The sequence below is a fragment of the Nocardia aobensis NBRC 100429 genome (assembly GCF_000308375.1).
In the GTDB taxonomy this organism is placed as follows: domain Bacteria; phylum Actinomycetota; class Actinomycetes; order Mycobacteriales; family Mycobacteriaceae; genus Nocardia; species Nocardia aobensis.
Map to the genome: position 1 here is coordinate 25,502 of NZ_BAFQ01000041.1, position 26,162 is coordinate 51,663.

The 26,162-nt window shown below is 64.3% G+C and carries 28 protein-coding genes and 2 pseudogenes; 18 read left to right on the forward strand and 12 right to left on the reverse strand.

From position 1 onward, the window contains the following. Nucleotides 1–23 precede the first annotated feature (23 nt). A pseudogene (locus RJ03_RS04930) lies at nt 24–1,812 on the forward strand (AMP-dependent synthetase/ligase). Between the two features lie 52 nt (nt 1,813–1,864). On the opposite strand, the gene ephH reads toward RJ03_RS04930, so the two are convergent. After that, entirely contained in the window at nt 1,865–2,797 is a 933-nt protein-coding gene (gene ephH / locus RJ03_RS04935; RefSeq protein WP_245552184.1) for an epoxide hydrolase EphH, read from the reverse strand. Nucleotides 2,798–2,811: 14 nt separating this feature from the next. Between ephH and RJ03_RS04940 the strand changes: the two genes are divergently transcribed. Continuing rightward, nucleotides 2,812–3,600 (forward strand): exodeoxyribonuclease III, encoded by a 789-nt coding sequence (locus RJ03_RS04940; protein ID WP_083870601.1) that lies wholly within the window; start codon nt 2,812–2,814, stop codon nt 3,598–3,600. A 106-nt stretch (nt 3,601–3,706) separates the two neighbouring features. Here the strand turns inward: RJ03_RS04940 and RJ03_RS04945 are convergent, their stop codons facing one another. The 3 genes from RJ03_RS04945 to RJ03_RS04955 are packed head-to-tail and all read right to left on the reverse strand — an operon-like array spanning nt 3,707 to nt 5,374. After that, the gene (locus tag RJ03_RS04945) at nt 3,707–4,543 is read right to left on the reverse strand and encodes a helix-turn-helix domain-containing protein (RefSeq protein WP_036498345.1); all 837 of its coding nucleotides are present in this window, start codon (nt 4,541–4,543) and stop codon (nt 3,707–3,709) included. Then, on the reverse strand, nt 4,540–5,064 hold the full coding sequence (locus tag RJ03_RS04950) for a DUF6879 family protein (RefSeq protein ID WP_036498346.1): 525 nt from the start codon (nt 5,062–5,064) through the stop codon (nt 4,540–4,542). Before RJ03_RS04950 ends, RJ03_RS04945 begins: the two co-directional genes overlap by 4 nt. Beyond that, a complete protein-coding gene (locus RJ03_RS04955) occupies nt 5,033–5,374 on the reverse strand; it encodes a hypothetical protein (RefSeq protein ID WP_036498347.1) in 342 nt (113 codons plus the stop codon). Before RJ03_RS04955 ends, RJ03_RS04950 begins: the two co-directional genes overlap by 32 nt. 1,084 nt (nt 5,375–6,458) lie before the next feature. Here RJ03_RS04955 and RJ03_RS04960 point away from each other — a divergent pair. The 3 genes from RJ03_RS04960 (at nt 6,459) to RJ03_RS34805 (ending at nt 8,278) form a co-directional block, all read left to right on the forward strand. Then, entirely contained in the window at nt 6,459–6,920 is a 462-nt protein-coding gene (locus RJ03_RS04960; RefSeq protein ID WP_157163342.1) for a hypothetical protein, read from the forward strand. A 330-nt stretch (nt 6,921–7,250) separates the two neighbouring features. Further along, nucleotides 7,251–7,757, forward strand: a complete 507-nt coding sequence (locus RJ03_RS04965; protein ID WP_036498369.1) for a ribonuclease domain-containing protein — start codon at nt 7,251–7,253, stop codon at nt 7,755–7,757. Continuing rightward, complete coding sequence (locus RJ03_RS34805) at nt 7,757–8,278, forward strand: barstar family protein (protein WP_051024331.1); 522 nt, start codon at nt 7,757–7,759, stop codon at nt 8,276–8,278. The genes RJ03_RS04965 and RJ03_RS34805 overlap by 1 nt, the downstream gene beginning before the upstream one ends. A 7-nt stretch (nt 8,279–8,285) precedes the next feature. Here RJ03_RS34805 and RJ03_RS04975 read toward each other — a convergent pair whose 3' ends face one another. Continuing rightward, entirely contained in the window at nt 8,286–8,993 is a 708-nt protein-coding gene (locus tag RJ03_RS04975; protein WP_036498349.1) for a TetR/AcrR family transcriptional regulator, read from the reverse strand. A 99-nt stretch (nt 8,994–9,092) separates the two neighbouring features. Between RJ03_RS04975 and RJ03_RS04980 the strand changes: the two genes are divergently transcribed. From RJ03_RS04980 to yhjD, 3 genes are all read left to right on the forward strand, one after another. Beyond that, on the forward strand, nt 9,093–10,025 hold the full coding sequence (locus RJ03_RS04980) for an oxygenase MpaB family protein (protein ID WP_036498350.1): 933 nt from the start codon (nt 9,093–9,095) through the stop codon (nt 10,023–10,025). A 69-nt stretch (nt 10,026–10,094) separates the two neighbouring features. Next, nucleotides 10,095–11,117, forward strand: coding sequence for a tryptophan--tRNA ligase (gene trpS, locus RJ03_RS04985; RefSeq protein WP_036498351.1), 1,023 nt, complete (start codon nt 10,095–10,097; stop codon nt 11,115–11,117). Nucleotides 11,118–11,168: 51 nt separating this feature from the next. Continuing rightward, a complete protein-coding gene (gene yhjD / locus RJ03_RS04990) occupies nt 11,169–12,182 on the forward strand; it encodes an inner membrane protein YhjD (protein WP_036498352.1) in 1,014 nt (337 codons plus the stop codon). Between the two features lie 49 nt (nt 12,183–12,231). Here the strand turns inward: yhjD and RJ03_RS04995 are convergent, their stop codons facing one another. Beyond that, nucleotides 12,232–12,873, reverse strand: coding sequence for a hypothetical protein (locus RJ03_RS04995; protein ID WP_036498353.1), 642 nt, complete (start codon nt 12,871–12,873; stop codon nt 12,232–12,234). A gap of 105 nt (nt 12,874–12,978) precedes the next feature. Between RJ03_RS04995 and RJ03_RS05000 the strand changes: the two genes are divergently transcribed. From RJ03_RS05000 to RJ03_RS05015, 4 genes are all read left to right on the forward strand, one after another. Continuing rightward, on the forward strand, nt 12,979–13,284 hold the full coding sequence (locus RJ03_RS05000) for a hypothetical protein (protein ID WP_036498354.1): 306 nt from the start codon (nt 12,979–12,981) through the stop codon (nt 13,282–13,284). Between the two features lie 26 nt (nt 13,285–13,310). Continuing rightward, nucleotides 13,311–15,797, forward strand: coding sequence for a TPR repeat domain-containing protein (locus RJ03_RS05005; protein WP_036498355.1), 2,487 nt, complete (start codon nt 13,311–13,313; stop codon nt 15,795–15,797). After that, nucleotides 15,794–16,888 carry a TPR repeat domain-containing protein gene (locus RJ03_RS05010; RefSeq protein ID WP_036498356.1) on the forward strand — a complete coding sequence of 365 codons (1,095 nt, stop codon included), beginning with the start codon at nt 15,794–15,796 and terminating at the stop codon, nt 16,886–16,888. Before RJ03_RS05005 ends, RJ03_RS05010 begins: the two co-directional genes overlap by 4 nt. A 105-nt stretch (nt 16,889–16,993) precedes the next feature. Then, the gene (locus RJ03_RS05015) at nt 16,994–17,617 is read left to right on the forward strand and encodes an antibiotic biosynthesis monooxygenase (protein ID WP_036498357.1); all 624 of its coding nucleotides are present in this window, start codon (nt 16,994–16,996) and stop codon (nt 17,615–17,617) included. A gap of 78 nt (nt 17,618–17,695) precedes the next feature. Here RJ03_RS05015 and RJ03_RS38045 read toward each other — a convergent pair whose 3' ends face one another. Next, nucleotides 17,696–18,472, reverse strand: coding sequence for an AAA family ATPase (locus tag RJ03_RS38045; RefSeq protein WP_218000921.1), 777 nt, complete (start codon nt 18,470–18,472; stop codon nt 17,696–17,698). Next, nucleotides 18,466–19,059 (reverse strand): AAA family ATPase, encoded by a 594-nt coding sequence (locus RJ03_RS38050; protein WP_218000922.1) that lies wholly within the window; start codon nt 19,057–19,059, stop codon nt 18,466–18,468. The genes RJ03_RS38045 and RJ03_RS38050 overlap by 7 nt, the downstream gene beginning before the upstream one ends. Between RJ03_RS38050 and RJ03_RS35770 the strand changes: the two are divergent. From RJ03_RS35770 to RJ03_RS34810, 5 genes and pseudogenes are all read left to right on the forward strand, one after another. Next, nucleotides 19,040–19,225, forward strand: a pseudogene (locus RJ03_RS35770) (hypothetical protein); the annotation flags it as partial. The gene RJ03_RS38050 and the pseudogene RJ03_RS35770 overlap by 20 nt on opposite strands. Nucleotides 19,226–19,378: 153 nt before the next feature. After that, complete coding sequence (locus tag RJ03_RS05030) at nt 19,379–19,711, forward strand: hypothetical protein (protein ID WP_157163343.1); 333 nt, start codon at nt 19,379–19,381, stop codon at nt 19,709–19,711. Next, complete coding sequence (locus RJ03_RS05035) at nt 19,708–20,958, forward strand: hypothetical protein (protein WP_051024332.1); 1,251 nt, start codon at nt 19,708–19,710, stop codon at nt 20,956–20,958. Before RJ03_RS05030 ends, RJ03_RS05035 begins: the two co-directional genes overlap by 4 nt. A gap of 76 nt (nt 20,959–21,034) precedes the next feature. After that, nucleotides 21,035–21,577, forward strand: a complete 543-nt coding sequence (locus tag RJ03_RS05040; RefSeq protein WP_157163344.1) for a hypothetical protein — start codon at nt 21,035–21,037, stop codon at nt 21,575–21,577. Nucleotides 21,578–21,590: 13 nt separating this feature from the next. After that, nucleotides 21,591–22,631, forward strand: a complete 1,041-nt coding sequence (locus tag RJ03_RS34810) for an RDD family protein (RefSeq protein WP_167331953.1) — start codon at nt 21,591–21,593, stop codon at nt 22,629–22,631. Nucleotides 22,632–22,716: 85 nt separating this feature from the next. Here the strand turns inward: RJ03_RS34810 and RJ03_RS05050 are convergent, their stop codons facing one another. Genes RJ03_RS05050 through RJ03_RS36955 form a run of 4 tightly spaced genes read right to left on the reverse strand, consistent with a single transcriptional unit; the run spans nt 22,717 to nt 25,800 of the window. Continuing rightward, entirely contained in the window at nt 22,717–23,445 is a 729-nt protein-coding gene (locus tag RJ03_RS05050) for an ESX secretion-associated protein EspG (RefSeq protein ID WP_036498360.1), read from the reverse strand. Next, a complete protein-coding gene (locus tag RJ03_RS05055) occupies nt 23,442–24,791 on the reverse strand; it encodes a hypothetical protein (protein WP_036498361.1) in 1,350 nt (449 codons plus the stop codon). The genes RJ03_RS05050 and RJ03_RS05055 overlap by 4 nt, the downstream gene beginning before the upstream one ends. A 2-nt stretch (nt 24,792–24,793) precedes the next feature. After that, on the reverse strand, nt 24,794–25,432 hold the full coding sequence (locus RJ03_RS36950; RefSeq protein ID WP_245552185.1) for a DUF3558 domain-containing protein: 639 nt from the start codon (nt 25,430–25,432) through the stop codon (nt 24,794–24,796). Then, a complete protein-coding gene (locus RJ03_RS36955; RefSeq protein ID WP_051024334.1) occupies nt 25,429–25,800 on the reverse strand; it encodes a hypothetical protein in 372 nt (123 codons plus the stop codon). Before RJ03_RS36955 ends, RJ03_RS36950 begins: the two co-directional genes overlap by 4 nt. 215 nt (nt 25,801–26,015) lie before the next feature. Here RJ03_RS36955 and RJ03_RS35780 point away from each other — a divergent pair. Further along, a partial coding sequence (locus RJ03_RS35780) for a helix-turn-helix domain-containing protein (RefSeq protein WP_157163347.1) occupies nt 26,016–26,162 on the forward strand: 147 nt, incomplete at its 3' end.

The following is a 26,162-nucleotide window of genomic DNA, read 5'->3' on the forward strand; positions in this document are numbered from 1 at the left end:
CACGCTCGAGACGGAGAGAACACGTGAGCGAACATCAACAGCCCGCGCGGACCCTGTGCGCGGCCTTTCAACGGACGGCCGCGCGTTGTTCCGACCGCATCGCGCTGCGCGGTCCGACGGGAACACCGTCATTGACCTGGCGCGACTACGCCGCGCGAGTGCGGGCGATCGCGACGGGTTCGGCCGCCTGCCATGTCCGCCCCGGCGACACGGTTGCCCTCATGCTGACCAACATTCCGGAATTTCACCTCGCGGATACGGCCGTCCTCCATGCCGGCGCGGTGCCGTTCTCGATCTACAACACCTTTGCCCCCGAACAGATCTCCCACCTGTTCGACAACGCCGGAAACCGTGTGGTGATCACGGAGTCGAACTTCCTGGAGACGATCCGGGCCGCCGACCCCCAGGGCCGCATCGAGCTGATCGTCTGCGTGGACGGTCCGGCCGACGGCTGTCTCACCCTCGACGAACTGGCCGCGCTGCCCGATCCGGATTTCGACTTCGACGCCACCTGGCAGGCAGTCGACGAGAATGCGCTGGCGACGATCGTCTACACCTCGGGCACCACCGGACCACCCAAGGGCGTCGAGCTGACCCACGCGAACCTGCTGGCCGAATTCGCGGCGGTGGAGTCCTTGCTGCCGGTCGGGCCCGACGATCGGGTGGTGTCGTATCTGCCCGACGCGCACCTGGCCAACCGGGCGTTCTGCCACTACAACAACATCGTCGAGGGTGTGCAGATCACGACGGTCGCGGATCCGAAACAGCTGATCGAGGTTCTGCCGCAGGTGCGGCCGACGCTGTTCCTCGCGGTGCCGGCCATCTGGTACAAGATCAAGTCCGGCATCGAAGGGGTTGTGGCACAGCGGGATCCGGTCACGCGCCGGATTCTCGAGCACGCCATCGGCGTCGGTACGGAGGTGGCTCGGCGGCGCAGTGATCGGCGGCCGATTCCGTTGCCGCTGCGGGTGCGGCACGAAATCGTGCAACGGACCGTACTGCGGGCGCTTCGCGCGCGCATGGGTTTGGACGAGGTGCGTGCCGCATTGAGCGGCGCGGCGCCCATCGCCCCGGATGCGATGGCGTTCATCCTCGGTTTGGGCCTGACCGTGTGCGAAGCGTGGGGGGATGACCGAGACGTCGGCGGGCGCCACGGCCAATCCGCCCGACGCCATCCGCATCGGCACCGTCGGAAAACCGCTGCCCGGCGCCGAGGTCACCGTGGCCGACGACGGTGAACTGCTGGTCCGCGGTCCCCTGGTGATGCGGGGATACCGCAACGATCCCGTCCGAACCGCGGAAGTCCTCGACAGCGACGGCTGGCTGCACACCGGCGATATCGGCGCCATCGGCGCCGACGGTTACGTGCGTATCGTCGATCGCAAGAAGGAGTTGATCATCAACGCGGCGGGCAAGAACATGTCGCCGTCGAATATCGAAGGCGCCGTGCGGGTCTCGTGTCCGCTGGTCGGCACGGTCGTCGCGATCGGCGACAACCGCAAGTATGTGACCGCCCTGCTCACCCTCGATCCCGACGCCTGCGCCGCCGTGCGCCCGGACGGCGCCGATTCGGCGTTGCCGTCGGCCGATACGGCGCGGTTGACCGCCGATCCGGGACTGCGTGCCGCCGTGGACGCCGGAATCGCGGCCGCGAACGCGCGGCTGGCGCGGGTCGAGCAGATCAAGCGCTACACCATCCTGCCGACGGTGTGGGAACCCGGTGGTGACGAACTGACCCCGAAGATGTCGCTGAAACGGAAGGCGATCAGCGAGAAGTACGCCGCCGAGATCGACGCCATGTACCGGGATTGATGGCGGCCGGCGGATCGGCGCCGAGGGGTTCGAACCGATCCGCCGGCCTTTCTCACACCGCCCGCAGACGCGTGCGGCTGGCATAGACGTGCTCGGCGATGAGGGTCGCGATGCGGTCGGGAGCCTCCAGCATCGGGACATGCCCCACGCCGTGCACCAGGATGCGGTCCGCCGTCTCGGGCAGTTCCCGCAGAAAACGCTTGGCGTACATGCGATTCGGGATGATCCGGTCGTATTCGCACATCAGCAGCCGCACCGGCGTCCGCACCGTGGACAGATCATCGAGGACGGCCATCCGCAAACCACTGGCAATCAGGGGCAGCATGGCCGCGCAGTGGGTTGCCGACATGATCGCCGCCTCCACCCCGCGCCGGGGCGCCGCGGCGACGTTCTTGCTCAGCAGCATGGCGGTGGCACGCCGGACCGGCGCGCTGAACCGGATCGAGGCGGGCAGCCGCTTGCCGATTTCCACGATGGGCACCAACGTCAGGAACTCGAGCCCCACGCGCAGCTGGGCCAGCGACGGATTGTGCCATCCACCTGCGGGTGCGATGGCGGTGAGGGTGCGGGCCCGGCCGCGGCGGGCCAATTCGAAGCCGACCCAGCCGCCGAGCGAGTTGCCCGCTATATGGCAGGTGCGCCAGCCCAATTCGTCGAGCTGTTCCTCGACCCGGTCGGCGAGCAGATTCACGTCGATGTACCAGCCACTGAGGTCGGAGCCGCCCCAATGCCCGGCGAAGGCCGGAGCGAACACCTCGCAAGTAGCGGACAATCGGGACGCGACGTCCTCCCAGCAGTGCGGCGACATGAGAAAACCGTGCAACAGCAGCAGGGGATCACCCGATCCGGTGTGCAGGGCTGTCATCGGCGCAAGGGAGGTGGCGGGTTGGGTGGTGCCGGACGTCATCGTCGTCACCCCTTCCGAATCGGTGGCGGCCTGCTCGGCGTGGCCGCGATGTCCGCGAGGACGGGTTGATTCCCGCATTGTACGGTCGATACGTGGCCAGCATCATCAGTTCCGTCAACGTCAATGGCATACGCGCAGCTACCGGCAAGACCGGGAAGGGGATGCTCGAATGGCTCGCAGTGACCGAGGCCGACATCATCTGCCTGCAGGAGACCCGGGCAACCGATGAGCAGACCCGCAAGGCGCTGGCCTCGGTCCTCGACGCCGGATGGTTCCTCGCCCACGCCGAGCCGGGAGCCAAGGGTCGCGCCGGAGTGGGGATTCTGTCGCGCCGCGAGCCCACGCGCGTGCGAATCGGCTTCGGCAGCACCGAATTCGACGGCGTCGGCCGCTACGTGGAGGCAGACTTCGACGACGTGACGGTCGCGAGCGTCTACGTGCACACCGGTGAGGCCGACACTCCCATGCAGGACGAGAAATATCGTTTCCTCGGCGAACTGGGCGCGCATATGAAGGCACAGACCCGCGACTTCGTGATCTGCGGCGACTGGAACGTCGCGCACACCGAACTCGACATCAAGAACTGGAAGGGCAACGTCAAGAACTCCGGCTTCCTACCCGGCGAGCGGGCCTGGATCGACGAGATGCTGGCCGCCGGCTATGTCGACGTGGTCCGCCAACTCCACCCGGGCGTGCCCGGCCCCTACAGCTGGTGGTCCTACCGCGGCCGCGCCTACGACAACGACGCCGGGTGGCGAATCGATTACCACCTCGCGCGCGGCGCGATCGCCGGCCGCGCGAAGCAGGCTGTGGTGGAGCGCGCCCCCGAGTACGCGCTCCGCTGGTCGGACCACGCCCCGGTCACAGTCCAATACCGCTGAACCTCGATCGACCGCGGTGCGGACGTAGTGTCCGCACCGGAGGGGCTTCGCCCCGATTCGGCCTGGCGTTCGTCTATATCCGACAACTCCGCGGCTCATGGCACGGTTAAGGCGTACGGGCGTCGAGCGCCTTACGGATTAGGTCTCGTGCTGCTTCACCGGTTGCGGACTGAGCGGCCAGCACGTCGAACGCTCGGGCGTAGATCGCGATTTCTCGCGGTTGCGTAATCGTCAGCTCCGCCGTGATGCCTTCTACCGTGACCATGTGCGAGTCGAACATGACGAAGTTCGTCGTCTGCATCGGCGGGCCTGCTTGCGCCGGAACGATTCCGAGCCGAACTCGGGAGAGGCCGATTACCGCCATCAGCCTGTCCAACTGCCCAACCATTACGGCGTAGGTGCCAACCGAGGTATATAAAGCTTGCTCAGCGATGATTATGTGAAAGCGCCGTTCACCTTTGTACAGGTACTGCTGACGTTCCAGCCGCTTGGAGACCGCCTCGTCCACGTCGTCAGGAAGGCGATAGAAAGCGACTGAATGCCTCAGGATGGCTTCGGCGTACTCGGCAGTCTGAAGAATGCCGGGAACCACGACCGGCTGATAGATCCTCATCAGCTTTGAGCGCTCAGCGAGCCTGGCCGACCTCTGCTGTCCCCGCTTCAGCCCCGCCGCGTGCTGACGCCGGTACTCCATATACGCGGCATCTATGTTGTGGACCGTCGCCAGCAGGTCTTCGAGTTGATCACCTGCGTCCGTGTGGGTGCAGTAGGCGCGAATGTCGGCGTCGGACGGCGTGACTCTGCCGTACTCGAGCTTGGAGACCTTCGTTTCGTGCCAGCCGGACAGGCGCGCAAGCTCACGGCCCGAGATTCCCGCTCGTCGCCGAATCTCTCGAAGCCGCTGCCCGAGCGCCTGCCGGGCCTCATGCACGCCGTTGCTCACCTCCGAACGTCTACCGCATATTCGGTGTACGGCGTAGCGAGTTGCCACAGCCGTGCTTTCACCTGTCGGCATCGGTCGACAATCCACGGGTCGCTGGTTAGAGCCGAAGCTCCGGCCGCACGGCCGTTCTCGTCGACGAGGTTGAACACCACCCGTTCGTCATCCAGCAGCCAGAAGTCATCTGCGGGCACCGCTCCTGCGAGATGCCGGGGCAAGTACCGAATATCTTCACCCGCTTCAATATTCAGCGCAGTAAGCGTGAGCGACCACCGTTGGTAATCTACGTGCGGAACGGTGACGACGCGGACGCGGGTCACGCGCACACCCCTGCCGGTTGTCTCACGGACGAGCTGTCCCCACGATTCGAACCAGGCATTGTCGTCCGGCTCACCGTTCAGGAACCGCCGCAGCGGTTCCGATTCGTTGGGTACCGCATAGGTGTCCCTGACCTCGAGGTGAAACGCTTCCCGCTGGCACTGCCCGAACAGATCAGGCCACGGATCGCCGTGAAGCAGTTGCACCGTAGAACGTCCTTTCTGCCTTCGGGACTTCGATAGCCGTCTCGTCGGTCTCGATCATCATCTGGTCCAGCGTCTCACGGTCGGTGATCGGGTGACCCGACACGAGGAACGTGCCCCGGCCAGTGTCGGTCAAGGGGGTACCGACGAACGTGTCGGGTTCCAGGAAGCCGAGCAGCAGGTGGGGGATCTCCACCGTCTCCGGCCGGTCGGTCACCCATCCGATAATTGCGTAACTGGCCTGGTCAGTGGCGTAGAGAGTCGGGCAATCGTTGGTCCCCGAACCGCCTTTACCAAGGAAACGCAAGAGCATAGTCAGCTCCGTATCTGCTTGTATGCACGGACTTTCCGAACCAATCCCGATGATTCCTCGAGTTTGTCCGCTTGACTAGCACTTCACTAAATATGAGCAAGTTTTATCAAACCTGTAGACCGAGTCCGTGGCCAGTTCCTACCGTTCCGACTGAGCCCCGGCATCGGGTCGAAGCCGACTTCCCCGATGCCGGGTGCTATTCCAAGCGACGATGGGGAGACGATATGGATGCAGAGGTCTGCGCTGATGAGCTATCACTCAGCTGCACAAGGCTTTACACCTTTCCAGGTGGAGTGCTGGAGGTGCAGGCGTATCCCGGAGACCAACCGGGTGTCGGTGTGTATCTGGAGTACCGGCAGTCGTGCAACAGCGCTCGGGCATTCGGTCCAGTCGAGGCCGAACGGCTCGGTGCGGCGGACATCGACGCGGAGGGCGCCTGATGGGGCTGTTCATAGCTTTCGCGGTGCCCTCGGTGGCGTTCTTGGCGGTGCTCTTCTGGCCCCGAAAGCAGTGAAGAGAGATGCTCGGCGAACGCAGGAAGCCGGGAACCCGCATGGTCCGCGAACTGGCTACCGGCGCGAAGGCGGAGCTGTTGCCGGTAGAGGTGATCAGGCGGTTCCGCGACGCCCTCAAATCCGCAAGTGACAACCGAAAATCTCAGGGGGATAGATGAATACGCGATCGAGTCTCGTCTTCGCTGCGGCGCTCATCGGCATAATTCCGGCGCTCACCCTCGGTGTCGGTCTCGCTCATGCCGACGCTTAACGGCAGGACGGCCCAGTGACGCTGTAGGTGTGGGGGGAAGGGCTGACTGTGTACAAAGTGGTTACGACGCTTGCCCTGGCGCACGGCTACAGCGGGAACCTTCAGGCGTACTACCTGATCGTGCCTCCGGGCGGCAACGCTGCGAAGGCTGAGAAGAAGTGCAGCGAGCATGTGTTCGAGGGGCCGTTGCGACCGGGTGTGCCCGAGATTCCTACGGTCCGACGGGTGGGTTCCTGGACGGTACCCAGCTGTGTGCGGGCTGGTGGGACCCGCTGGGACACCTCACTATTCCGGGGTATCCGTGTGTGAGGATTCATTCGTGACATCGCTCGCAGACGAGGGCTGGACGCCGGTAACCGCAGAGCGGACCGACGGTGGCTACACGTGGCGCGTGTGGTGCCACCCTGACCAGCCGGACTGGACCTATGTGGAAGCTCGCAACGAGGCCGGCCGGGTGTTCTCCGGAGGCATCGGGGGCCGAATAGAGCCGGACGAGGGGGTCCGCTTCTGGGTCGGCAAAGACGACGGTTTTCCGACCTTCGTCGGGGTTCGGTTCCCTGCCGATTTTCCTGGTATCGAGATCGAGACGACTCACCGAGTGGTGACTGTCGGTGCCGATCAGACCGAAACTCACTTCGAGATGCGGTACTACGCGATGCCGTTGGGAGAGGACGAAGAGCTGTGCGGTGTCACCGGCGGAGGTGAACGCAAGCGCTACACCCCGGCCCCGGCAATCGGTACGGGTGAGACCGGTTTCTATCCGTCCAAGGGGGACAGGTAGCCGTCACCCTGAACTTTTCGTGCAAACCTCCGCAAAACTGCGGCAAAAGCGCGAAAAACGGCTAGGTCTGCACGATTTGTTCACCGTTACGGGCAGCGCGAGTTATCCGGGCCTGCTGCCGATAGCTGCGGCGATGACAACTCGCCCACGTGACGCCGCATCAACCTTTCCGGACACGACACCAGGCTGTCCCGTAGGTTTGTCTGTCGTGAACGAAGGCCGCGCTACCATCCGGCCGATGGGGGCGGCGAGTCGACTCGTCGTTCTCCCCGTCAGTGTGGACGGGACCTCCGCAAGTCCGGCAGCACCGATGAACAGGCACCGATGAACATGTCCGACAAGAGAATTCGCATCCTGATGGTTCTGGGTGGGCTGGTGATCGCGGCGATCGTCGCCGGGGTCCTGGGCCTGCGCGGCGGTTCCACCACGCACGACACCGCGAATTCGGTGGCGGCGACCGTGCACTCCACCAAGGCCGCGCAGTCCACCACCGCATCCGCCAAACCCGCGCCCGGCAACGGCGCCACACCCGCCGCGTCGGCGACCCGGGCGCCGGGCGTGCCCGATCGCGCCTACGCCACCCTCGTCGAAATCGACGCCGGACGCTGGCCCGGTTCGGCGAACGCGCCGGGCACCAAGGGCGGCGATCAGTGGATGAACCGCGCCGGAACCCTGCCGAAGACCGACTCGAGCGGTAAGGCGATCAGCTATCAGGAATGGGACGTCAACCCGAAGCAACGCGGCCAGACCCGCGACGCCGAACGCATCGTGACCGGCAGCGACGGATCGGCCTACTACACCGGCGACCACTACCAGACCTTCACGAGGATGCGCTGATGGCCGAAACCATGTCGTTGTCGCAGTTCCTGGCCCCGGCCGCCGGCTCCGATGCGGCTGCGGCGCGGCAGAACGGCCGCGCCCCCCGGGCCGCGACGGGGCCGGTCCTCGGCGCCCTCGACGTCGGCGCCGGACCGTTCAGCGGGGTGCGATTCCAGGTCCCGGACGGGTATATCGCCCGCGAGCTCCGGGGCACGAAGATGCGTACCACCGCGGGGGTTTTCGACGAATTCGCCGCCGCCCTGCAGTTCCCCTACTATTTCGGCGACAACCGCGACGCCTTCGACGAATGTCTGCGCGACCTGGACGAATTCGTCGGCGAAGCACCGGGATACGTTGTCGTGATCCGTGATTCGAGCGCGCTGCTGGCCGACCAGCGCGAGGATCTGGAATGGTTCGCCGACGCCATGACCCAGGCGGCCGAATACTGGGCCGCGCACGGCACGGTCTTCCGGGCAGTGCTGCAACAGCATCCGGCGGTGCTGTCGCCGGTCGAGCTCACCATGGCCGACCCGGCGTAAGGCGCGTTCAGCGGAGCCGCTGGGCGAGATCCTCACCGAGGAGGACGAACACGTCGGTGGTTTCGTCGATGAGCTGTTCCCGGGTCATATCGATATCGCCCTGCAACCAGCTGGTGAGCGTCTGTACCAGACCGCCCACCAGGTAGGTCGCGCGGAAACCGATCGCCGGGTCCGGAGTGGGCGTGCCCAGGCCGTAGAAGTCGACGCCGCGCGCGGCGACCAGATTCGCGAACGAGGCGATCGTCTGCAGGGTGCGGGAGCGCAGTTCCGGTGTGGAGGCGCTCACCGCCAGCGCGACCTGGGCCTTGCGCGGATCGTCGGTCAGCACGTGGATACCGGCGGCGACGGCGGCATGCGCCATCGTGCGCGTTTCCGGCCGCGTCCGGCGTGTGGCCGGGTCGGCGGCATCGTCCCGCGCGCCGGACGGAGTCTCCGCCGCGGATCCGCCGACCACCTCCTGCAACGCCTGCACGATGGCGGAGGCCAGCTCCTCGGCGATGCCGTCGAACAGCGCGGTGAGAACGGCGTCGCGGCCGGTGAACTGTTCGTAGTAGTAGCGCTCGTTCAGCCCGGCCTGGGCGCACAGCCCGGCGACCGTCAGCTTGTCCACGCCCTGGGTGCCGATGATCTCGAGCGCCGCGTCGAGCAGCGCGGCACGCCGGCCCCCGCGCCGTTCGGCGGCCGAGATACCGCCATAGGTCCGCTGTGCCGTCACGGTCCGATTGTGGCACGGACGCAATTCTGGCATGGGCTCTTGCCAGAACAAGGGTTTCTGGTGGATGCTATTGCCAGATTCCATGCGAGGAGGGCGACGATGCCTGGTCCGGGATATTTCTCCGACGATTCGATGATCCGCCGGGTGATGCGCAAACGCGCGGTGGGACTGACCTACGGCCTGCGAGCGCTGGTGATCGGCGCGGTCCATCCGCTGCTGTTCGTCGGCACCGCCGAGAACACCGCCCACCGCGCCACCCCGTACACGCGGTTGGCACTTACCGGCCGGCTGTTCGAGGCGGTGTTCCTCGGCGACAAGGACGAGGCCGACCGCGCGCTGGCGTTCACCCGCAAGCGGCATGTCCCCGTCGAAGGTGTGCTCCCCGAGGATGCGGGCCCGCACCATCCGGCGGGTTCGCACTACTCCGCGCTGGACCCGCATCTGATGTTCATGACCATGGCGTTCACCGCCGACTCCGCCGAGGTCATGCACGACGTGCTGGTGCGCAAGCTGACTCCGGGCGAGCGGGAGGACCTGTATCAGGACTACGTGCGCTGGGGTGAGCTGTTCGGCATGCCGCGTTCGGCCGCTCCCGCCGACTATCCGGCCTTCCGGCGGGTCTTCGATACCTACCTCGCCTCGGACGAGCTGTATCTGACCGAGGAAGCACGGCTGGTCGGCTCGTATCTGGCGGGCGCGCAGGTGCCGCATCCGCTGCCGCGCCCGTGGCGGCAGGCCAGCAGTGGGGCGCATCTGCTGGTCCAGGGCTCGCTGCCGCCGCGGATCCGGCGGATGTACGACATCCGGTGGGGCCGGCGCGAAGAACTCGCGTACCGGGGGCTCGCGCAGGCCGTGCGCACCGCCCACGTGCGGCCGCCGCTCGCGCCGCCGGTACTGCGCGACACCCTGTCCGGACCGAGCGCCCCGGTCTATCGCCTGATCACCCGGCGGGAAAAGAACCTGGTGGCGAGCGGTAGGTCCAGCATGCCGGGGGTGGATCCGCGCAGCTATGCCGAGCGGCACGCGGTCTGAGCGGCACCGCCCCGGACGTCCCCGCTCCCTCGGGAAAAACCGCTTGGGCGTGCATGGGAAGATCGATTCATGTCCAGTCCTGCCCCCAGCGAACGTAAGCAGCGGGTCCTCTCCGGCGTCCAGCCGACCAGCGACTCCTTCCACCTCGGCAACTACCTTGGTGCGCTGCAGTATTGGGTGCCGCTGCAGGACGACTACGAGGCGCTCTACTTCATTCCGGACATGCACGCCATCACGGTGTCGCAGGACCCCAAGCAGCTGCGCAACCGCACCGTGCGCAGTGTCGCGCAGCTGCTGGCGCTGGGTATCGACCCCAAGCGGTCCACCCTGTTCGTGCAGAGTCAGGTGCCCGAGCACGCCGAGCTCACCTGGGTGCTGAGCTGCATCACCGGCTTCGGCGAGGCCAGCCGGATGACCCAGTTCAAGGACAAGTCGGCCAAACAGGGTTCCGACAACGCGACCGTCGGCCTGTTCACCTACCCGATCCTGATGGCGGCCGACATCCTGCTGTACCGCCCGCAGCTGGTCCCGGTCGGTGAGGACCAGCGCCAGCACCTGGAGCTGACCCGAAACCTGGCGCAGCGCTTCAACACTCGCTTCAAGAAGACCTTCGTGGTCCCCGAACCGCATATCGTCACCGGGACGGCGAAGATCTACGACCTGCAGGATCCCACCTCGAAGATGAGCAAGTCCGCCGCCAGCGACGCGGGCCTGATCAATCTGCTCGACGACCCGAAGGTGTCGGCGAAGAAGATCCGCTCGGCCGTCACCGATACCGAACGGGAGATTCGCTACGACCCGGAGACCAAACCGGGCGTCAGCAACCTGCTGGTGATCCTGTCCTCGCTCACCGACACGCCCATCGTCACACTCGAAAAAGGCTTCGAGGGCAAGGGATATGGCGAGCTCAAAGCCGATGTGGCCGACGCCCTGGTGGAATTCGTGACACCGCTGCAGGCGAAAGTGCAAGAGTATCTGGACGATCAGGGCGAACTCGATCGCATTCTCGCCACCGGAGCCGAGCAGGCGCGCGAGATCGCCGGTAAGACCCTCGCGCAGGTGTACGACCGAGTGGGTTTCCTGCACCGCTGATCTGCGCCGCGCGAGGCCGTGTGTTGCGGTTGAACAGGTTCGGGAGGACAGGTGCTCGACAAGCTCAAGGCGCGGATCCAACGTGAGGTGCGAGCGCGGCCGTGGCTGGACCACGCCGTCCGCGCCGGCGGCAGCTACCAGCGCCAGCGCGGCGACTACTTCGCGGCCGGCATCACGTATTTCACGGTGCTCTCGCTGTTTCCGTTGCTGATGGTCGCCTTCGCGGTCGCCGGATTCGTCCTCGCCCGCGATCCGCAGCTGCTCGAGGAGCTGCGCGACAAGATCGTCGAGAACATTCCGGGGTCCTTCGGCGGCCAGGTCAACGATCTGATCGACCAGGCCATCAAGTCCCGGACCAGTGTGGGCCTCATCGGTCTGTTCATCGCCGCCTACAGCGGACTGGGCTGGATGGCCAACCTGCGCGCCGCCCTGACCGAGCAGTGGGAACAGCCCGCGCACGAGGGCAATTGGTTCAAGACCAAACTGTCGGACCTGATGGCGCTGGCCGGGCTCGGCGTCGCGATGGTGGTGTCGCTGGGCCTGTCGGCGTTGTCGTCGAGTGGACTGGCGCTGCAACTGCTGGAAAGTGTCGGGCTGGACAAGGCGCCCGGTGTCTCATGGCTGTTGCGGCTGCTGACGCTGGTGCTCGCGGTGCTCGCGTCCTGGGCGGTCTTCGTCTGGATCATCGCCCGGCTGCCGCGCCAGCCGGTGACCTTCCGCAGTGCCGTGCGCGCGGCGTTCATCGCCGCGATCGCCTTCGAGATCTGGAAGCAGGTGGCCTCCTTCTACCTGCAGAAGGTGCTCACCAGCCCCGCGGGCGTCGCCTTCGGCTCGATCATCGGCCTCATGGTCTTCGCCTACATCACCGCCCGCATCATCCTGTTCGCCACCGCCTGGGCCGCCACCGCGCGAGAGAACGAGGTGGAGGCCGAGATCCCGGCGCCGGGACCGGCGGTGATCGAGCCGCGCATGCACGCGGGCATGACGGCGAGCACGGGCCTGGCCCTGTTCGGGGTGGGTGCGGCGCTGGGTTCGATGGTCGGTATCGCGCGCCGGAAGCGGTGACGCGCGGCTCGATCGGCGCAGCCGGCCGCCGCGGCGGAGGCCGCAACGGTCACTCCAGCCAGGATTTCCGCTGATAGTAAGCGTCTTCATCGTCATCGGGCACGTCGTAGAGGTTGTAAGGCGGTGACGCATTCGGCGAAGCATGCTGTCGCGGAGGGGTATTCGACCGCTCCTGCCGATGGTCCTGCCACGATGCCGACTGGTGCTCGGTCGCCGGTCGTGCTGTTGCGCGTCGGTCGTACGCACCCGACGGATCGTCCTCGGGCACAACGTGGTTGGCTGGCCACTGGCGGTTCATCGGTCGGTTCTCGGGCCGATTCGGGGGCGAATTGTGGGGCCGGTCCGGCAATCCGGATCCGGCAGCCGTGCCGGGCGGTCGACCCATCGCGTCGCCGGTTGCCGCAACCGCCTCGGCGACGCGGGGATCGGCACTGAAGACCTGCACGGCATCACGTACCTGGACGCGTGCGGCCGCGAGGGCCTCGGCAGCCAGTCGGGTGAGCTCGGCACCCACGGCCGCGCCGCCGTAGGTCAACGCGCGATCGTCGATTCGGATGGCGATCTCTCCGTCTGCGCACGCTTCCACCACCAGATACCCATCCCGTGATTGGGCATGTGATCGCGCTGTCGTCAACGCTTCCGCAAGTCGGCGCGTGCTTTCGTGTATCGGATCCCGATCGGTCAACCCCATTTCGACAACTCCTCCCTCGTACTGGGCAAGCGTAACGTGAATCTTTACTGAGGCTTTGAACTCACTGCTTCGGTGCCCGTACGATGACGCTTCGTGGGTGATCCATTGGGCGAGACTCTGAAGATCGACGGCGCCGACGCTGCCATCCTGGCCCGCAACGTGAAGGCCTACGCCGGAGAAATCAAGGGCGTCAAGCACGGAGAGGCCGCGACCGCGGTGACGAACGGGTTCCCGGGCTTCACCATCGGCGAGGCGTGCACGACGGCCGGTACGGTGGCGTCGCAAGCGGTGCAGGACTTGAGCACAGTGCTGGATGTCATCGGCGACAACACGGTGACGGTATCGGCCAAGTTCTTGCACATCGATGAGGCCCGAGCACGCGAGTTCGATCGCGCCGACGCGGGCCGTTGATCGGGTGAAGACAAAGGGGGGCGGCTGTGTCGGCAACGAAAACTCAAGCGGAACAATGTAATCCGAGCGCGCTGGATTCGCTCATCACGGAGTGGCAGACCGTGCACGACACGGTCGAAACGGCCTTGGACAAGACGGGCAACGACTATCGGCAGTCTGTCGACTACTGGACCGGCAAGACCGGAGATCGGGCACGTGACACCACCGCGCAAGCGGTCACCGCCGGACGCTCGTTCACCGGTGACCTCGCTGCGGCTCTCACGACACTGAGAGGCGATCGCGATGCGATCTGGGCGGCCAAGAATCGCGCCACCGGGGCGATTACCGCTGCCACTCAGGCGAAATACGATGTTGCAGAGGACGGTACGGTCTCCGCCGGCCAAGATGCCATCGTGGCCGCAACGGCTTCCTTGGATCAGGCGGAAGACAGGAAGAATGCCGTCGCCGCGCTGACCAAGTACGGCAAGGACACGTTCGAGCAGCCGATCAAGACGGCACTGAACGACCTGGGGACGGCTGTCGACGCTGCGGCAGATCACATCCGGAAGGCATTCGAACACAGCGGCGGTGTCACCACCGTCGCGGCCGAAGCGCCGGGAAAGTTGGATCCGAGCAAGCAGCTGACCGCGGAGCAGGGGAAGGCCGACGGTGAGACCATCGCAGACGGGAAACTCTCCGATGACGAAAAGCGGCGGATTCTCGATCATCTGCGTCAGGCCGGGCTCACCCCGGAACAGCTGACGGCCCTGCGAGAGGGGAAGGACGTTACGGTCCCGGCCTCCACCATGAGCTACCTGTCCAACCTCTACGACAAGGCGGGCCGGGACGGCCTGATCTCGCTCTCGGAGACTCTGAAGCGTGACGGCTCGCCTCAGTCCCTCGAGCTGCGGCAGAGCCTGGCCAACGGGATGATGACACTGTCGAACGAGCATCTCGTGAGTCGTGATACGAAGGGGACGGTCACCGACCGTGGCGGGTATCAGAAACTCAACTCCGAGGTTCGCGAGATAATTGGCACCCGGCCGAGTATCAGCGGCGCGCCCGATTCTAACACCAGAGATATTCCCGATGATTACCGATCGGGATTCTTCGGTGGTCACAATGTCGACCGTGAGAGCGCGATCAAAGAGTACACCGGGGATTTGGACAAATTTGCCGACTTCCTCGGTAATGCGGACAAGGAATACCAGCCCGGCGAGAAATTCGGTGTGGAACTGGGGCGTCAGGCGGCCCACCAGGCGTGGATCATCGATCACGATGGATACACCGGATATGAAGGTACGAAGCTTCAGGACGGCGAGGCGTTGCGCCACACGGAGCACAGTGCGCAGAATCTTCTGGACCTGGCCGCCCGTAATCGCGATGCCGACCATGCATTGCTCACCGGTAAAGGCAGCGACGAGTTGTTCGGTAAGGACACGCCGGGTCAGTCGTGGCATCCGTACGACTCGGACAAGTTGACCACGACGCTGTTGACGCACAAATGGGGCGACGGTGGCGACGCGCTGGGGAATATGTATCGGTGGGTGGAGGACGACTCGCATTCTCCCGACCCTGCCGTCCGGACGCGCGCCGGCGAAATTGCCGGCGGCCTGTCCGGCAGCATGGTGAAGAACTATGACACATTGATGAATGTGCACGGCTCGCATACCGAAGCGTTCGGCCAGGTCAATCCCAAGGCGGTGCAGGCGCTGTCGTCCGCGCTGGCCCCGTACGTGCCCGATATGGCTGGAAACCTGCCGCCCGATGTCGCACACGCCGGGTTTACGCCACCCGATGGCATACACGATGACCGGCGACCGGGTGCGCAGAAGATATTCGCACTGATGGATACCGACAAGGACGCGGCGACACAATTCAATGCAAAAGCGCTCGTCGCGGCATCGGAACTGCAATCCAGGTGGGTGGAATCCGCGCTCGACAATCCAGGAAATCCCCAGGGATCACTGGCAACCACTTCCGGCAGGATCCAAGCTTTGGTCGACCAGGGGCTGACCATGGAAGCGTCCGATCGCACCAGCGATTCCAACAAGGCGGCTGCGCTGGACGCCGCTCACCACTTCGCGAACAAAGGTGCCGCCTACGACTCGATCAAGTCCGTTCTCACCACCGGCATCAAATATGTTCCGGTGGTCGGAGATATCGCGGCACCGGTCATCGATGTGAGTAACGCGTGGGGGAAGAATGCCTTGATCGGCCTCTATTCGGCGCCGGACCCTGCGCAACCTCGAATCGACTCGCACTTCCAGCCTGCTCAACTCTCTTACGCGGTCGCCGACGCGTTGCAGACCAGAAACGGCTACATCGGACACGATCCGCAGTATACCGATATGTTCGATTCTCGCGGGCAGTTGAAGGACTACCGGACACTGGTCGAGGATGATCACATGCCCGAGCAGGTGATCGATTCGAATCTCACCAATATCATCAATGGCTACAACAACGGCGTGTTCAGTGAAAGATTCCTGCAACTTCAGAACGAAGTCAACAAAGGACGGAATTCGATCAAGTGAAGAGTTCTGTCGGAGGCGTTCTGTGCGCCGCGATCGTGGCTGGGCTGGTTGCGTGCGGTAGCGGTCCGAGCCCCGCGCAATCGGCCGCGGACGACCTGGTCGAACATGCCGTCGTGGCCGGCGGCGCCGACAAGGCGGCGGTCCATGACTTGCTCACCGGCCATGCGCCCCGGGAGGGGGCGACCGCAGATCAGGTACTCGGCAATTTGCTGCACCGTCATTGGGACGACGATGGGGCCTCGATGGGCCTGCTGTTTTCGTGGATCGGGCCGGATGCGAAGTCCTCCGACCCCGCGGTCGCAGCTCGCGCTGGTGAATCCGCGACCGGGCTGGCGCGATACCTCGGCGACCACGTAGCCGACCTGCTCAATCTCGACGGCCCCCGAACCGCATCGGTAGGGCAGGTGAACCCCAAGGCGATACAGCAGATCAGCGCCGCGCTGACGCCATTTATCGCCAATATGGCAGGAGTTCGTTCGCCGGGTATCGCCGCAGCGGGCTTCCCTGCACCAGGCGGGAGAGATCCGGTCGGCCGCGGCGCGGTCAATGTATTCGCGGTTGTCGGCAGCGACAAGGACTCGGCCCAGCATTTCGTGGACGCGACCTTCGCTGTTGCCGGAGCCATTGCCAGAGAGTGGGTGTTCGCCGAACTGGATCACCGTGCCGCCACCGAGGGCCCCTACCAGTACGGAGTGTTGTGCAGGATCCTCGATCGCGGTCTCACCGCCGAAGCGGACGACCGCACACGAGACGAGTTCGGTGATACGACTCCACTGCCGTCCGGTGACAAGCGTCAACAGCCCTCCGTCGAGTATGACGCCGTGGTCGGAGCCCTGCCGGAAATCACCATCGCGTCAGCGATCCAGAGCCACAACGGTTTCATCGGTCACGACGCGCGTTACACGTATCTATTCGGCGACGACGGACAGCTGAGGGATTTGATCCAGCTCATACGCGTCGGCGCTCTCTCGGGCCAGGCGGTCGAAGGCGACCTGGTCAACGTCATTTCCAGCGACAGCAACGGCAGGATGCGAGCGCCCTATCTCGGCTTCCACAGTGGCTACCAACAGGGGTGGGACGCCGGCGAGTAGGGCCGGCGAAAACGCGCGGCTATTGCCACGGTGAGCCCGACGGAGGAGTCTGAACAGCACCGGTGGCGCCGCCGGGCGCTGCCTCGAGCAGAGAGGGGGTCGATCGTGTTCGCACGGTCTACCACGATTCAGGCGCAACCCTCCGCTATCGACGCCGGGATTGCGCATATGCGGGATGACGTCATGCCGGTGCTGAAGGAAACCCCCGGCTGTACCGGATTGTCTCTCCTCGTCGATCGCACCTTCGGTCGTTGTATCTCCACTACCGGATGGGAATCCGAGGCCGCCATGCACGACAGCGAGGGTGCCTTCATGGCGGCGCGCGACCGGGCAGTGACGGTCTTCGGCGGTACCGCCGCGCAGGTCGCGGAATGGGAGATCGCCGTGTTGCACCGGGACCATCGCACGATGCCAGGCGCCTGCGTCCGTGCCACCTGGATCAAGACCGATCCGAGCCGCCTAGACATGTCGACCGACGCCTACCGCAACTACATCCTGCCGGGCATGGAACAGCTCGACGGCTTCTGCAGCGCGAGCCTGCTGATCAACCGCGCATCCGGTCGCGCGGTTTCCTGCGGCGTCTTCGACAGCGCCGAGGCCATGCAGCGCAATCGTGAGCAGTCCGCGGCATTGAGTGTCGACGCGGCCCGCCAGGTCGGTGTCGAGGCGATCGACGTACGCGAGTTCGAACTGGCATTGGCCCACCTGCGGGTGCCGGAACTGGTGTGAGGGTAGCGCCGAGCGGTGCCGTAGCTGCTTCGGCGCCGCCGGCTGCTCCAGCTTCGCGGCAAGCCACCGTCCGTCCACTCAATGCGGTAGTTGATACAACGTTGCGAGATCGATCAACGCGACCTCATCCGATCGTGCCGCTGCTCGGGCCTTATCGTTGAATTCGCTGCCGCTGAAGCAGAGCAGTCGTGTCGCACCGGTGTCGTATCGGCCGCCGCGGGCGAGATCTCCCGAATATGGCGCAGGCGCTCGATATGTCCTTCGCCCATGGTCTCGTTCCATTTTGTCTCGCCGATCGCCAGCAGTGGTGGCTTGCCACCATTCGGTATACCGACCACCGCGACATCCACCTCGAAATTGCTTCGGTAGCGGCATCGTGAACCAGCCCGTGCCCGACCTTGGCCGGAAGCTCGGCGAACATGTCGGCAGAGTGATACAGGGCCCAATCCCGGCAGGTTTGTTCGAAGTGCGGACCGAGCACATTGCTGATGAACCGGCGTTGGCTGGCTCGCCACACCCGGTCCGCGGGCTTCCGGGCCGCTCCAATTGGTCCCACACCGGCCGCATGATCGCGTGATAGAAGCGAATCAGCGGTTCGGCGATGCGGAAGGTGGACCGGTTGTTCCGGAAGATGTCGGCATCTCGGAACAGCAGTCCTACATCCTCTAGCACATTCAGGGGATGGGCGATATCGGGAGCTTTTCGTTCCAAGTAGTTCGCGATTCCGCCGCGTGTCGAGTTCCCGTCGGCCACCGCACCCAGAACCGACAAATACAGTGCCGTATCACGTAATTCGGGTTCCTCGGCAAGCAGATAGCGCGGCTCCCGGAACAGTGGAGTCTCCGGATTCAGCACCGTACGAATGACCAGTCGTCGAAGTCTTCCGGTCCGTGCGGTGTATCGCCGCGAGCGAATTCGCGGCGGTAGGCGGGAGTGCCGCCGACCCAGGTGTGGATCCGGTAACTCCCAGAACTGTGTGGCCAGTTTGTAGTCGAGCGGATGAATGACCAGTTCCAGTCCCGCCCGCTCAGTGGTGCGTTGCCGGAGAGGATGCGCCCCATGAACGACAGCGCGGATCCGCACAGCAATATCCGGGTGCGAGAGGCATGGCGTTGCGCACGGCGTGGACGCAGCGCCTCCTCGATGATCGACGGCAGTTCCGGATTGGCCTTTGCGAGGTAGGGAAACTCATCGTTCACCACCGGAATCGGCCGTTCGCTGCCCAGCTCGAGTAGTGCGTCGAACACCTCGGCCCAGTGATGGAAGTGGAACGACGTCGTCGGCCGCACGTGTTCGGTGAGGGCGGCGCTGATGCGTCGAAGTGATTCGGGATCGGTGGCCTCGGTGGCGCCGAAATAGAACCCGCCCGCCGCCTGGCAGATCGCTTCGAGCAGAAAGGTCTTGCCTTGGCGGCGTCGGGTCGTGTTCGCACGGTCTACCACGATTCAGGCGCAACCCTCCGCTATCGATGCCGGAATTGCGCATATGCGGGACGAGGTCATGCCGGTGCTCGAGGACACGCCGGGCTGTACTGGTTTGTCCCTGCTGGTCGATCGCACCTTCGGTCGTTGCATCTCCACCACCGGCTGGGAGTCCGATGCCGCGATGCACGACGACGTGCGGGAGTTCCGATCGGGCGTGATCGCCTGACGCGTCCAGCATCCGGTGGAACCGGGGGCGAGTTGTCCGCGTCTACACTTTCGAGCGGTTATCGAAGTCCGGCGGCGGCGCCGGCCGGGGGCCGCAGTCGAGGAGTATGGAGTGGCCGGCTTTCTACAGGTTGATATCGAGGCTTTGGGCAGGGCAGTTCAGCTGTTGCGTAACTCGGAACAAGTGCTGAACGATGCGATGAAGGCGATGGCCCAGGGTGGCCACGGCGATATCGGCACCAAAGAACTCAACGCCGCCGCGGATAGCTTCCAGCGCCGGTGGCACTTCGGAATTCAGCGCATCGGCGAAGCGACCGGCGCCACGGCCGATGGCATATCGCAATGCCATGACGCCTATCAACAGGTCGACACCCAGTTCGCGCAGGCGATTGCGCAGGTATCCGGTGCGATTCCGCCGAACACTTCTCCGCAGACCACAGCGTGAGCGCCGAGGCCAATCCGTACCCGAATCTGGGTTTCAACCCGGTGCCGGGCGCAGCGGACGACGTGGCCGGCCTGCACGGTCAGATCTCGTCGGCCTCCGCCGCGGTCAAGGAAACGAATGGCCTGCTGACTCGCCTGCGTTCCAGCAACGACAGCGTCTGGGTCGGTGACGGCGGCGACGCTTTCCGGGCATCTTTCGACGCGACGCTCGCTCAGGACCTCGGCTATGCACAAAGCTCGCTGGAACGCGCGGTCGGTCTACTCGGTGAATGGCATTCCGGACTGGTCGCATTCCAGGAGACCGCGAAGGGGTTGGAGACCGAAGCGGCCACGGCTCGCGGTGATCACGCGAAAGCCCTGACGGCACTGCAACAAGCCCAAGCGAATCCCGATCTCGGCTTGGCGAATATGCAGTTCACGGATCGGGATCAACTGGCCGACGCGCAGCGGCGGTTGGATGCCGCTGCGGCGCAAGTCTGTTCGGCGAGCACCGCGGTCGACAATGCCCAAGGCGCGATCGATGCCATCATCAAACGGGCACACGACCTGGAGACCGAACACAACGGCCTCGCCAAGCGGATCGCATCCGAACTGGATGCAGCCGCAAAAGATTTCGCGCCCAGTCCGCCGGGCAAGAGCATTTGGGACAAGATCAGCGATGCGGTGAAGGGCGTCGGTAAATGGATCAGTGACCACAAGAAACAGATCCACGACATTCTCTCCGGAATATCGGCAGTGACGGGGTTACTCGCATTGGTCACTCCGCCCCCGGCGGATGCGATTTTCGGTGCGATCGCACTGGTTTCCGGTGCGGGTGCCCTCGCGATGGACTTTCTGGATCCGGATGTTCGCGATGCTTTAGGAGGAGTTCTGCAGGGCGACTTCAGCAAGGACAATCTCACGAAGATCGGAACAACCGTGGGCTTGGATTCGCTGGCTGTCATTCCCGGCGGAACGGGTGTTCTGAAAGGCGCGGGTGCGGCCTTCAAAGCGACTGAAGAGTCGGGGGGTGTGTTCAAGGCGTTCGCCGAGGGTGCGCAGTCGCCCGGTCTGATGTCGAAGGGGCTGAACAAGATCCCCAGGCCGGACGGGGTCACGAACTGGCTGAAGGAGATGAGCGCGGGCAATGGACACGGCCCGGGTGTCGGAACACCCCTGTCCGGAATCGAATTGGTCTCCCGCGCTGCCAAGGCAGGTCTCGGTGGGGGAAAGATGATCACCGGCGGTTGGGAGCTTGCCAATGACTGACGTCGGACTCGACATCTGGATACCGGACGGGTTCATCGAGCTGCCACTGACCGATATCGATCGAAACATCTCGGTGGTGGCGGATGTGGCGAATGACCTGCCGGATCCTGCCATCAGGGATATGGCGGCCGGGGTGCTGCCGATGATCGCGGTCCTGCTGCACGATCTGGTCCAGCGGGATGTGCGGTACTGCGGCGTCGGCCGTCACCTAACCACGACCGGAAGCCTGATCACCTCGTGTATCAGCGTCTGCCTCTATGAGTCGGGAGACGAAAAGCTCAATCCGCGCCTGGTCTTGAAAGACCTTGTGGAATCCCGAATTTCCGCCGGCGACGACCTGGGCCGGATCGAATTGGTGGATGTCGATACCCGTCCGGTTCTCTTCTCCGAGCGGACCTGTGAGCTTCCCGCCCCACAGTTTCCGGGGTCGCCGTATCAATCCGAGACTGCCGCGACCTACCAATTGGAAGCGGTGGTGCCCGCCGAATCCGGAACGGCCGTCGCCGCGATCGAGCTGTCCACCGCCTACGTCGACGACGGAGTGGAGTTCCGGCGGATGGTATTCGATATGGCTCGGTCGGTGGATTTTCGGACGAGCACGGCTTCGTTGAGTTGGTAAGGACATCGTCATCGTGACAACTGCGCCGCCACCGGCGGCAACTCTCCCTGCAACGCAGGCAGCTCTCCGCAAGGGCAGGGTGTGGCCGTGGGTAGCACTCGTACTCGGCATCATCAGCATTCCCGCGTGGATAGCCGTGGTCACTGTCGGCGATCAAGATGCTGCGCTACGTTCCGTCGTTCCTGTTGCGACGGTCGTCGGCGCGGTGCTGTTCTGCGGCGGTGTGCTCGGAGCCGTCATGCTGTGGATCCGGCGGCGCAAGGTACGCAGCCTCCGGCGGCATCCGTGGTACTCATACCGGATTCGGTATCAGCAGGTGGGACGGTACGAGTATGTGCACCTGCTGGGCGGGCAAGGGGAGACGCTGTCGACGCTGATCTTGAGTACCTGGTCGAGCCAGGTCGGAAAGCTGGTCAACGCAGCAACGTCCGAAATTTGGTTCGCCGGGGATCCGCAACGCTTCGGGGTTGTATCGCAGCCCGGTGGAGGCGACATCTGCTACGCCTATCGCAGTCGGCCTCCGGTTGCCCCAGACATGAACACTCCGGGTGATTCCGCGGTCGACTCCCAGGGCGAACCCGTCCGATGCGGAAGTCTGAAGGACGCCGCATTCCCCTCACCGCGAAAGTTGCGTCGTGTCTGCGGGTTCGGCCTCGACTGGGTTGTGCACGCCGGTGGTGGTACCGCCATTGCGCTCGTGCTGAGCCCCGGCTTCTCGGCGGAAGCTCTGCGCGCCGGTGCTTTTCAGTCGATCGGCTTCAATCCGTTCATCGCCCTGTGCTGTTTCGCGGCGATCTCCTTCGTGGACCGTGTGGTACTGCAATCGGTCGCGCACACCACGGTCGGCAAGGCGGTGGTCGGCCTGGTCGCCATCCAGCCCGACACCGGACGATATCCCACTTTCGGCAGGCTGCTGGCCACCTGGTTGTTTCATCTCTACCTGCCGCTCGCGCTGTTCGGAGACGGTGCCGGTCCCGATCGTCTCGGCAACTACTTCATGACCGCCGTCCGATGGCGCGATCTGCGTGCACCGGCGAGTAGGGAACTGGTGTGAGGTGAGTCGCGGCGGTGTGGTACACCGCCGCGCACTCGTCTTATCGGAGTGGAACCTAGACGCCGTATTCGGCTTCGAGCCGCGCTCAATCGATTCGGGCGAACTCCTGTTGCACATCCATCATGCGAGTGACTTCCCGGCAGATGTCATCGGTCGACGCGGGATCGATGCGGAATTCGTTGTACTGCTGACGATAGGTGTAGCGCCCGTCGCCCTCGACATCGAACCAGCTGAGATATTGCGGGGGGTAGGGACGTGGGTGCTGCAGCCCGCACCGGACCTCGATGTGGCCCGCGCCCGCACGCGGCGCTTTGAGCAGCCTCTTCATCCGGTCGGTGGTGGTTTCCCTCGTGCCCGTCCAGGAGTCGAGATCGGTGCGGATACGGTCGAGACTCTCGATCAGGGCGGGTTGCCGCCCGGCCGGGAGATTGCCGAGCACAGCGCCGAACACCTTCGACACAATGGCGGCACTGCCCGCCTCGATCACCACGTTGCCCCCGTAATCCGCTACGGGACCGGGCCTTTGCACCAGCGTCACGCCGACTGTGGTGTCGACGGCGGCGTAGATTCGGACGGGGCGCTTTCGAGTTCCCGTGAGTAACAACGAGATCGCGGGGTTCGTGGCGACCCGTAAGGCGGCGGACAGGTCCGGGTCGAAGCCCTTCGGCATCCTGGTCCGCAACTCCCGGCTCATCTGCTCGTACTCGCTCTGCCACTGTGCCGACGAACGCAGTTGAATCGGGTACGGGTATCTATCCTTGCCCGTCTCTTTCCACACGTGCATGAATTCGTCCGGTGTGAACTCCCATTTCACCGCTGACGCCCCTCATCGGGGCGAAACTGCGCTGCGGGTGCGTCGGCGCCGATGGCCTCCGGAAGAGTTCGTTCGCGACGGCCCAGTAGTTCCTCTTCTCGATCCATGATCAAGTAGTCGGGAGTCTTGTGCTCCCGCTCGGCCTCGTCCTTCTTGCCGGCGCCACCCATACCGCCCATGCCGGGCATGCCGCCGAGCCCGGGCTGTCCAGGGCGTGCACCGAAAGCGCTTGCGGCAACCGGATTTCCACTGCTGGGCACTCCGGGGATGCTTCGGCCCGGCCCGCCCGACTGGGCGCCGCTCGAACCGCCATGCGTGCCATAGGAGCCGACACCGGACCCCGGCCCACCTCCGCCATATCCCGCGGCATTCGTGGAATCAAGCCCCGACGGCCGGGTATCGCTGCCGGGGAGAGACGACGTGGCAGGGCTCGATGCGTTCTGGCTGCCAGGCTGATCGGAGCTCTGCCCGGACTGGGATGCACTGGCGGGGTCGGTCTGTTGTGAAGCATCCGGATCGGACTTGTCGGTGGCATCACCCGGTTTGTGCTCGTCCCCCTCGGAATTGGGGCCACCCGGATTCCCTGAATTGTTTATTCCGTTGCCGCTGTTCGACAGTCCGCTGTTGGGTGGGTTCGTGCCGTCACCACCAGGATTGTCGACGGGGACGAAGGTAGGGACCCCGTCGCCCGCAGGCCGGTACGTGGGGTCGTAGTTGTTGTGCATGGCGTCGATCGCCTGTTGGAGCTTCTCGGCATCGGCCTTGCCCTTGTCGATCGTCGGAGCCGGCGGGGCAGCGCCGAGTGCCCGAGTCAGTATATCTGCCGCAGTGGTTGCGGGCGCCGACGTCGTATCGGGCGGGGGCACGGCCAATTTGGCTGCCTCGGCGCCGTAGGCCGCAGCGGTGATTCGGGCGCCGACCGTGGTGATGACCTCTTGGACATCGTTGGCCTGCTGCACGAACTTTTTGGCGGCGTCGGCGGCGGCGCCGGCGAACTGGCCGTGAAAGCCGTCGGACAGCTCTTTCTGGATAGATATGTTCAAACCGAATAAGCCGCCACCCAGTGCGGCGGCGATATTATGCCAGCTTTTTGCATGGTCATGCATTACGTCCGACTTGATGCTGTTGACCATTGTGTAGATCGTCTGATGGTCAAGGCTTTCCCAGGGTTCCAAGTCTTTGATATACGACGGATCCGTGCTTTGGTGGTGAATGCCTTGCTGAACTTGTTGCGCGCCGCGTTGAGCCTGGTCTGCGGATTTCCGATCCTCTATCGCCCTCACATTGACACCGAGAAGTGGGGTCAAGATGGCTGCGCCTGGGTCGGATTGATTGTCTGTGCCCACGATCAGTTATCCTTGCCGATCTCGGACTCGATATTCGATGCAATATTCAGCAAGTTCTCACATGGGCGGGCAGCTTGCGGATCATTCGATGAAACCGCAACCTGCGCAAATCCTACTTTGGTGCGGAGGTCGATCTGGCACATACTTTGCACCTGCGGGTCGCGAACCCACATGGCTTCACGGCCGTTTATGGTCACCGGCTCACTGTAACTGCGCACCTTGGTCAGGTCTTCATCCCAGGTCGCGTTACCGGAATTCACCGAAAGCGAGTTATAGTTGATCGAACTACCGGAATCCGAATCGAAACTACAAGTAAGAAAGCTGATTTCGGCGATCTGATCGTGACCACGCTTTCGAGTGCTCGGGTCGAATCCCGATTTTCGAATCGTATCGTCGCTGATCCAGGTGCATGGATCGAAGACTACCGCTGGCCTCCCGCTGGTCATGTGTACGTCATGCTGAGACGGCGGCTGTAGTTTCGGATTCGTCAGGGTCGGGCGCGTTGCAACTGAGCGCGGAGAAGGTTGGGTCGTGCTGTCCGAGGATGCCGAACTTCCGCCGTTGTCCGTGCATCCGCTGAGCGACGCCACTGCTGCCACTGCCACTGCGGTAGCGAAGATCGAAGATCGGATCGCTGTCATTTGCTGCCCCCTGTTATGGCACTTTCGATCGCGTGTGCGTTCGCGGATTCGGTGTCGTCGATAAGCTGCGCGGCCCTCAAGTAGGCGGCGGCCATTGTGAGCGCTGCAGTTTTCATACTGTTCAAGACGTCGATCAGGCTCGACGCTTTCGAAGAGAATCCGGACTGAAGGTCCGTAGCCGATTGGAAGTCGCCGAAACCTGTCAGCTGCGTGAGGAGTTGGGCGCTCTTGATCTGCGGATTGATCGTTGTACCTATGAACCGAACGTATACGTTCGCGCATCTCCGTGCGGCTTCAGGCTCCATCTTGAAGGTGCCCGTCGCCGCCTGCTGGTATAGAGCGTTCGCAGTCGACTGTCCTACATCCACCGGCGTCCCTCCCTTGCTCGTTCGCTCACCTTACTGGACGTTCGGTCGGCCCTCTTGGTTCCCTCGACTGCGCGATCTGCTGTGCCGACCGCGCGAAAGATGCAATCCTTGCTGGGGTTATGCGGGGATCGAATGAGATTCCGCAGTGATGGGGCAGTGGGGGATTGCGTGGTGATGTGCTGCCACGGTCGAAGCGAACCTGAAGGGAGGCAGGCATGTCGGAGTGTGGTTCCACGTTGCCCAGGCGGCAGCTCGGGCGGTATCTGCGCAACGGGCGTGAGGAGTGCGGGTTGACGCTGCATCAGGCGGCCGCGCTGATTCAGCGCAGTGCGAGTACGTTGCAGCGGATCGAGCGGGGGAGG

What these genes read in the sequence shown, in the direction of transcription:
- ephH (WP_245552184.1), bottom strand. Translation starts at nt 2,797, where the DNA reads ATGCGGGAATCAACCCGTCCTCGCGGACATCGCGGCCACGCCGAGCAG.
- RJ03_RS04955 (WP_036498347.1), bottom strand. Translation starts at nt 5,374, where the DNA reads ATGCTCTTGCGTTTCCTTGGTAAAGGCGGTTCGGGGACCAACGATTGC.
- RJ03_RS04965 (WP_036498369.1), top strand. Translation starts at nt 7,251, where the DNA reads ATGTCCGACAAGAGAATTCGCATCCTGATGGTTCTGGGTGGGCTGGTG.
- RJ03_RS34805 (WP_051024331.1), top strand. Translation starts at nt 7,757, where the DNA reads ATGGCCGAAACCATGTCGTTGTCGCAGTTCCTGGCCCCGGCCGCCGGC.
- RJ03_RS04980 (WP_036498350.1), top strand. Translation starts at nt 9,093, where the DNA reads ATGCCTGGTCCGGGATATTTCTCCGACGATTCGATGATCCGCCGGGTG.
- trpS (WP_036498351.1), top strand. Translation starts at nt 10,095, where the DNA reads ATGTCCAGTCCTGCCCCCAGCGAACGTAAGCAGCGGGTCCTCTCCGGC.
- RJ03_RS04995 (WP_036498353.1), bottom strand. Translation starts at nt 12,873, where the DNA reads ATGGGGTTGACCGATCGGGATCCGATACACGAAAGCACGCGCCGACTT.
- RJ03_RS36950 (WP_245552185.1), bottom strand. Translation starts at nt 25,432, where the DNA reads ATGACAGCGATCCGATCTTCGATCTTCGCTACCGCAGTGGCAGTGGCA.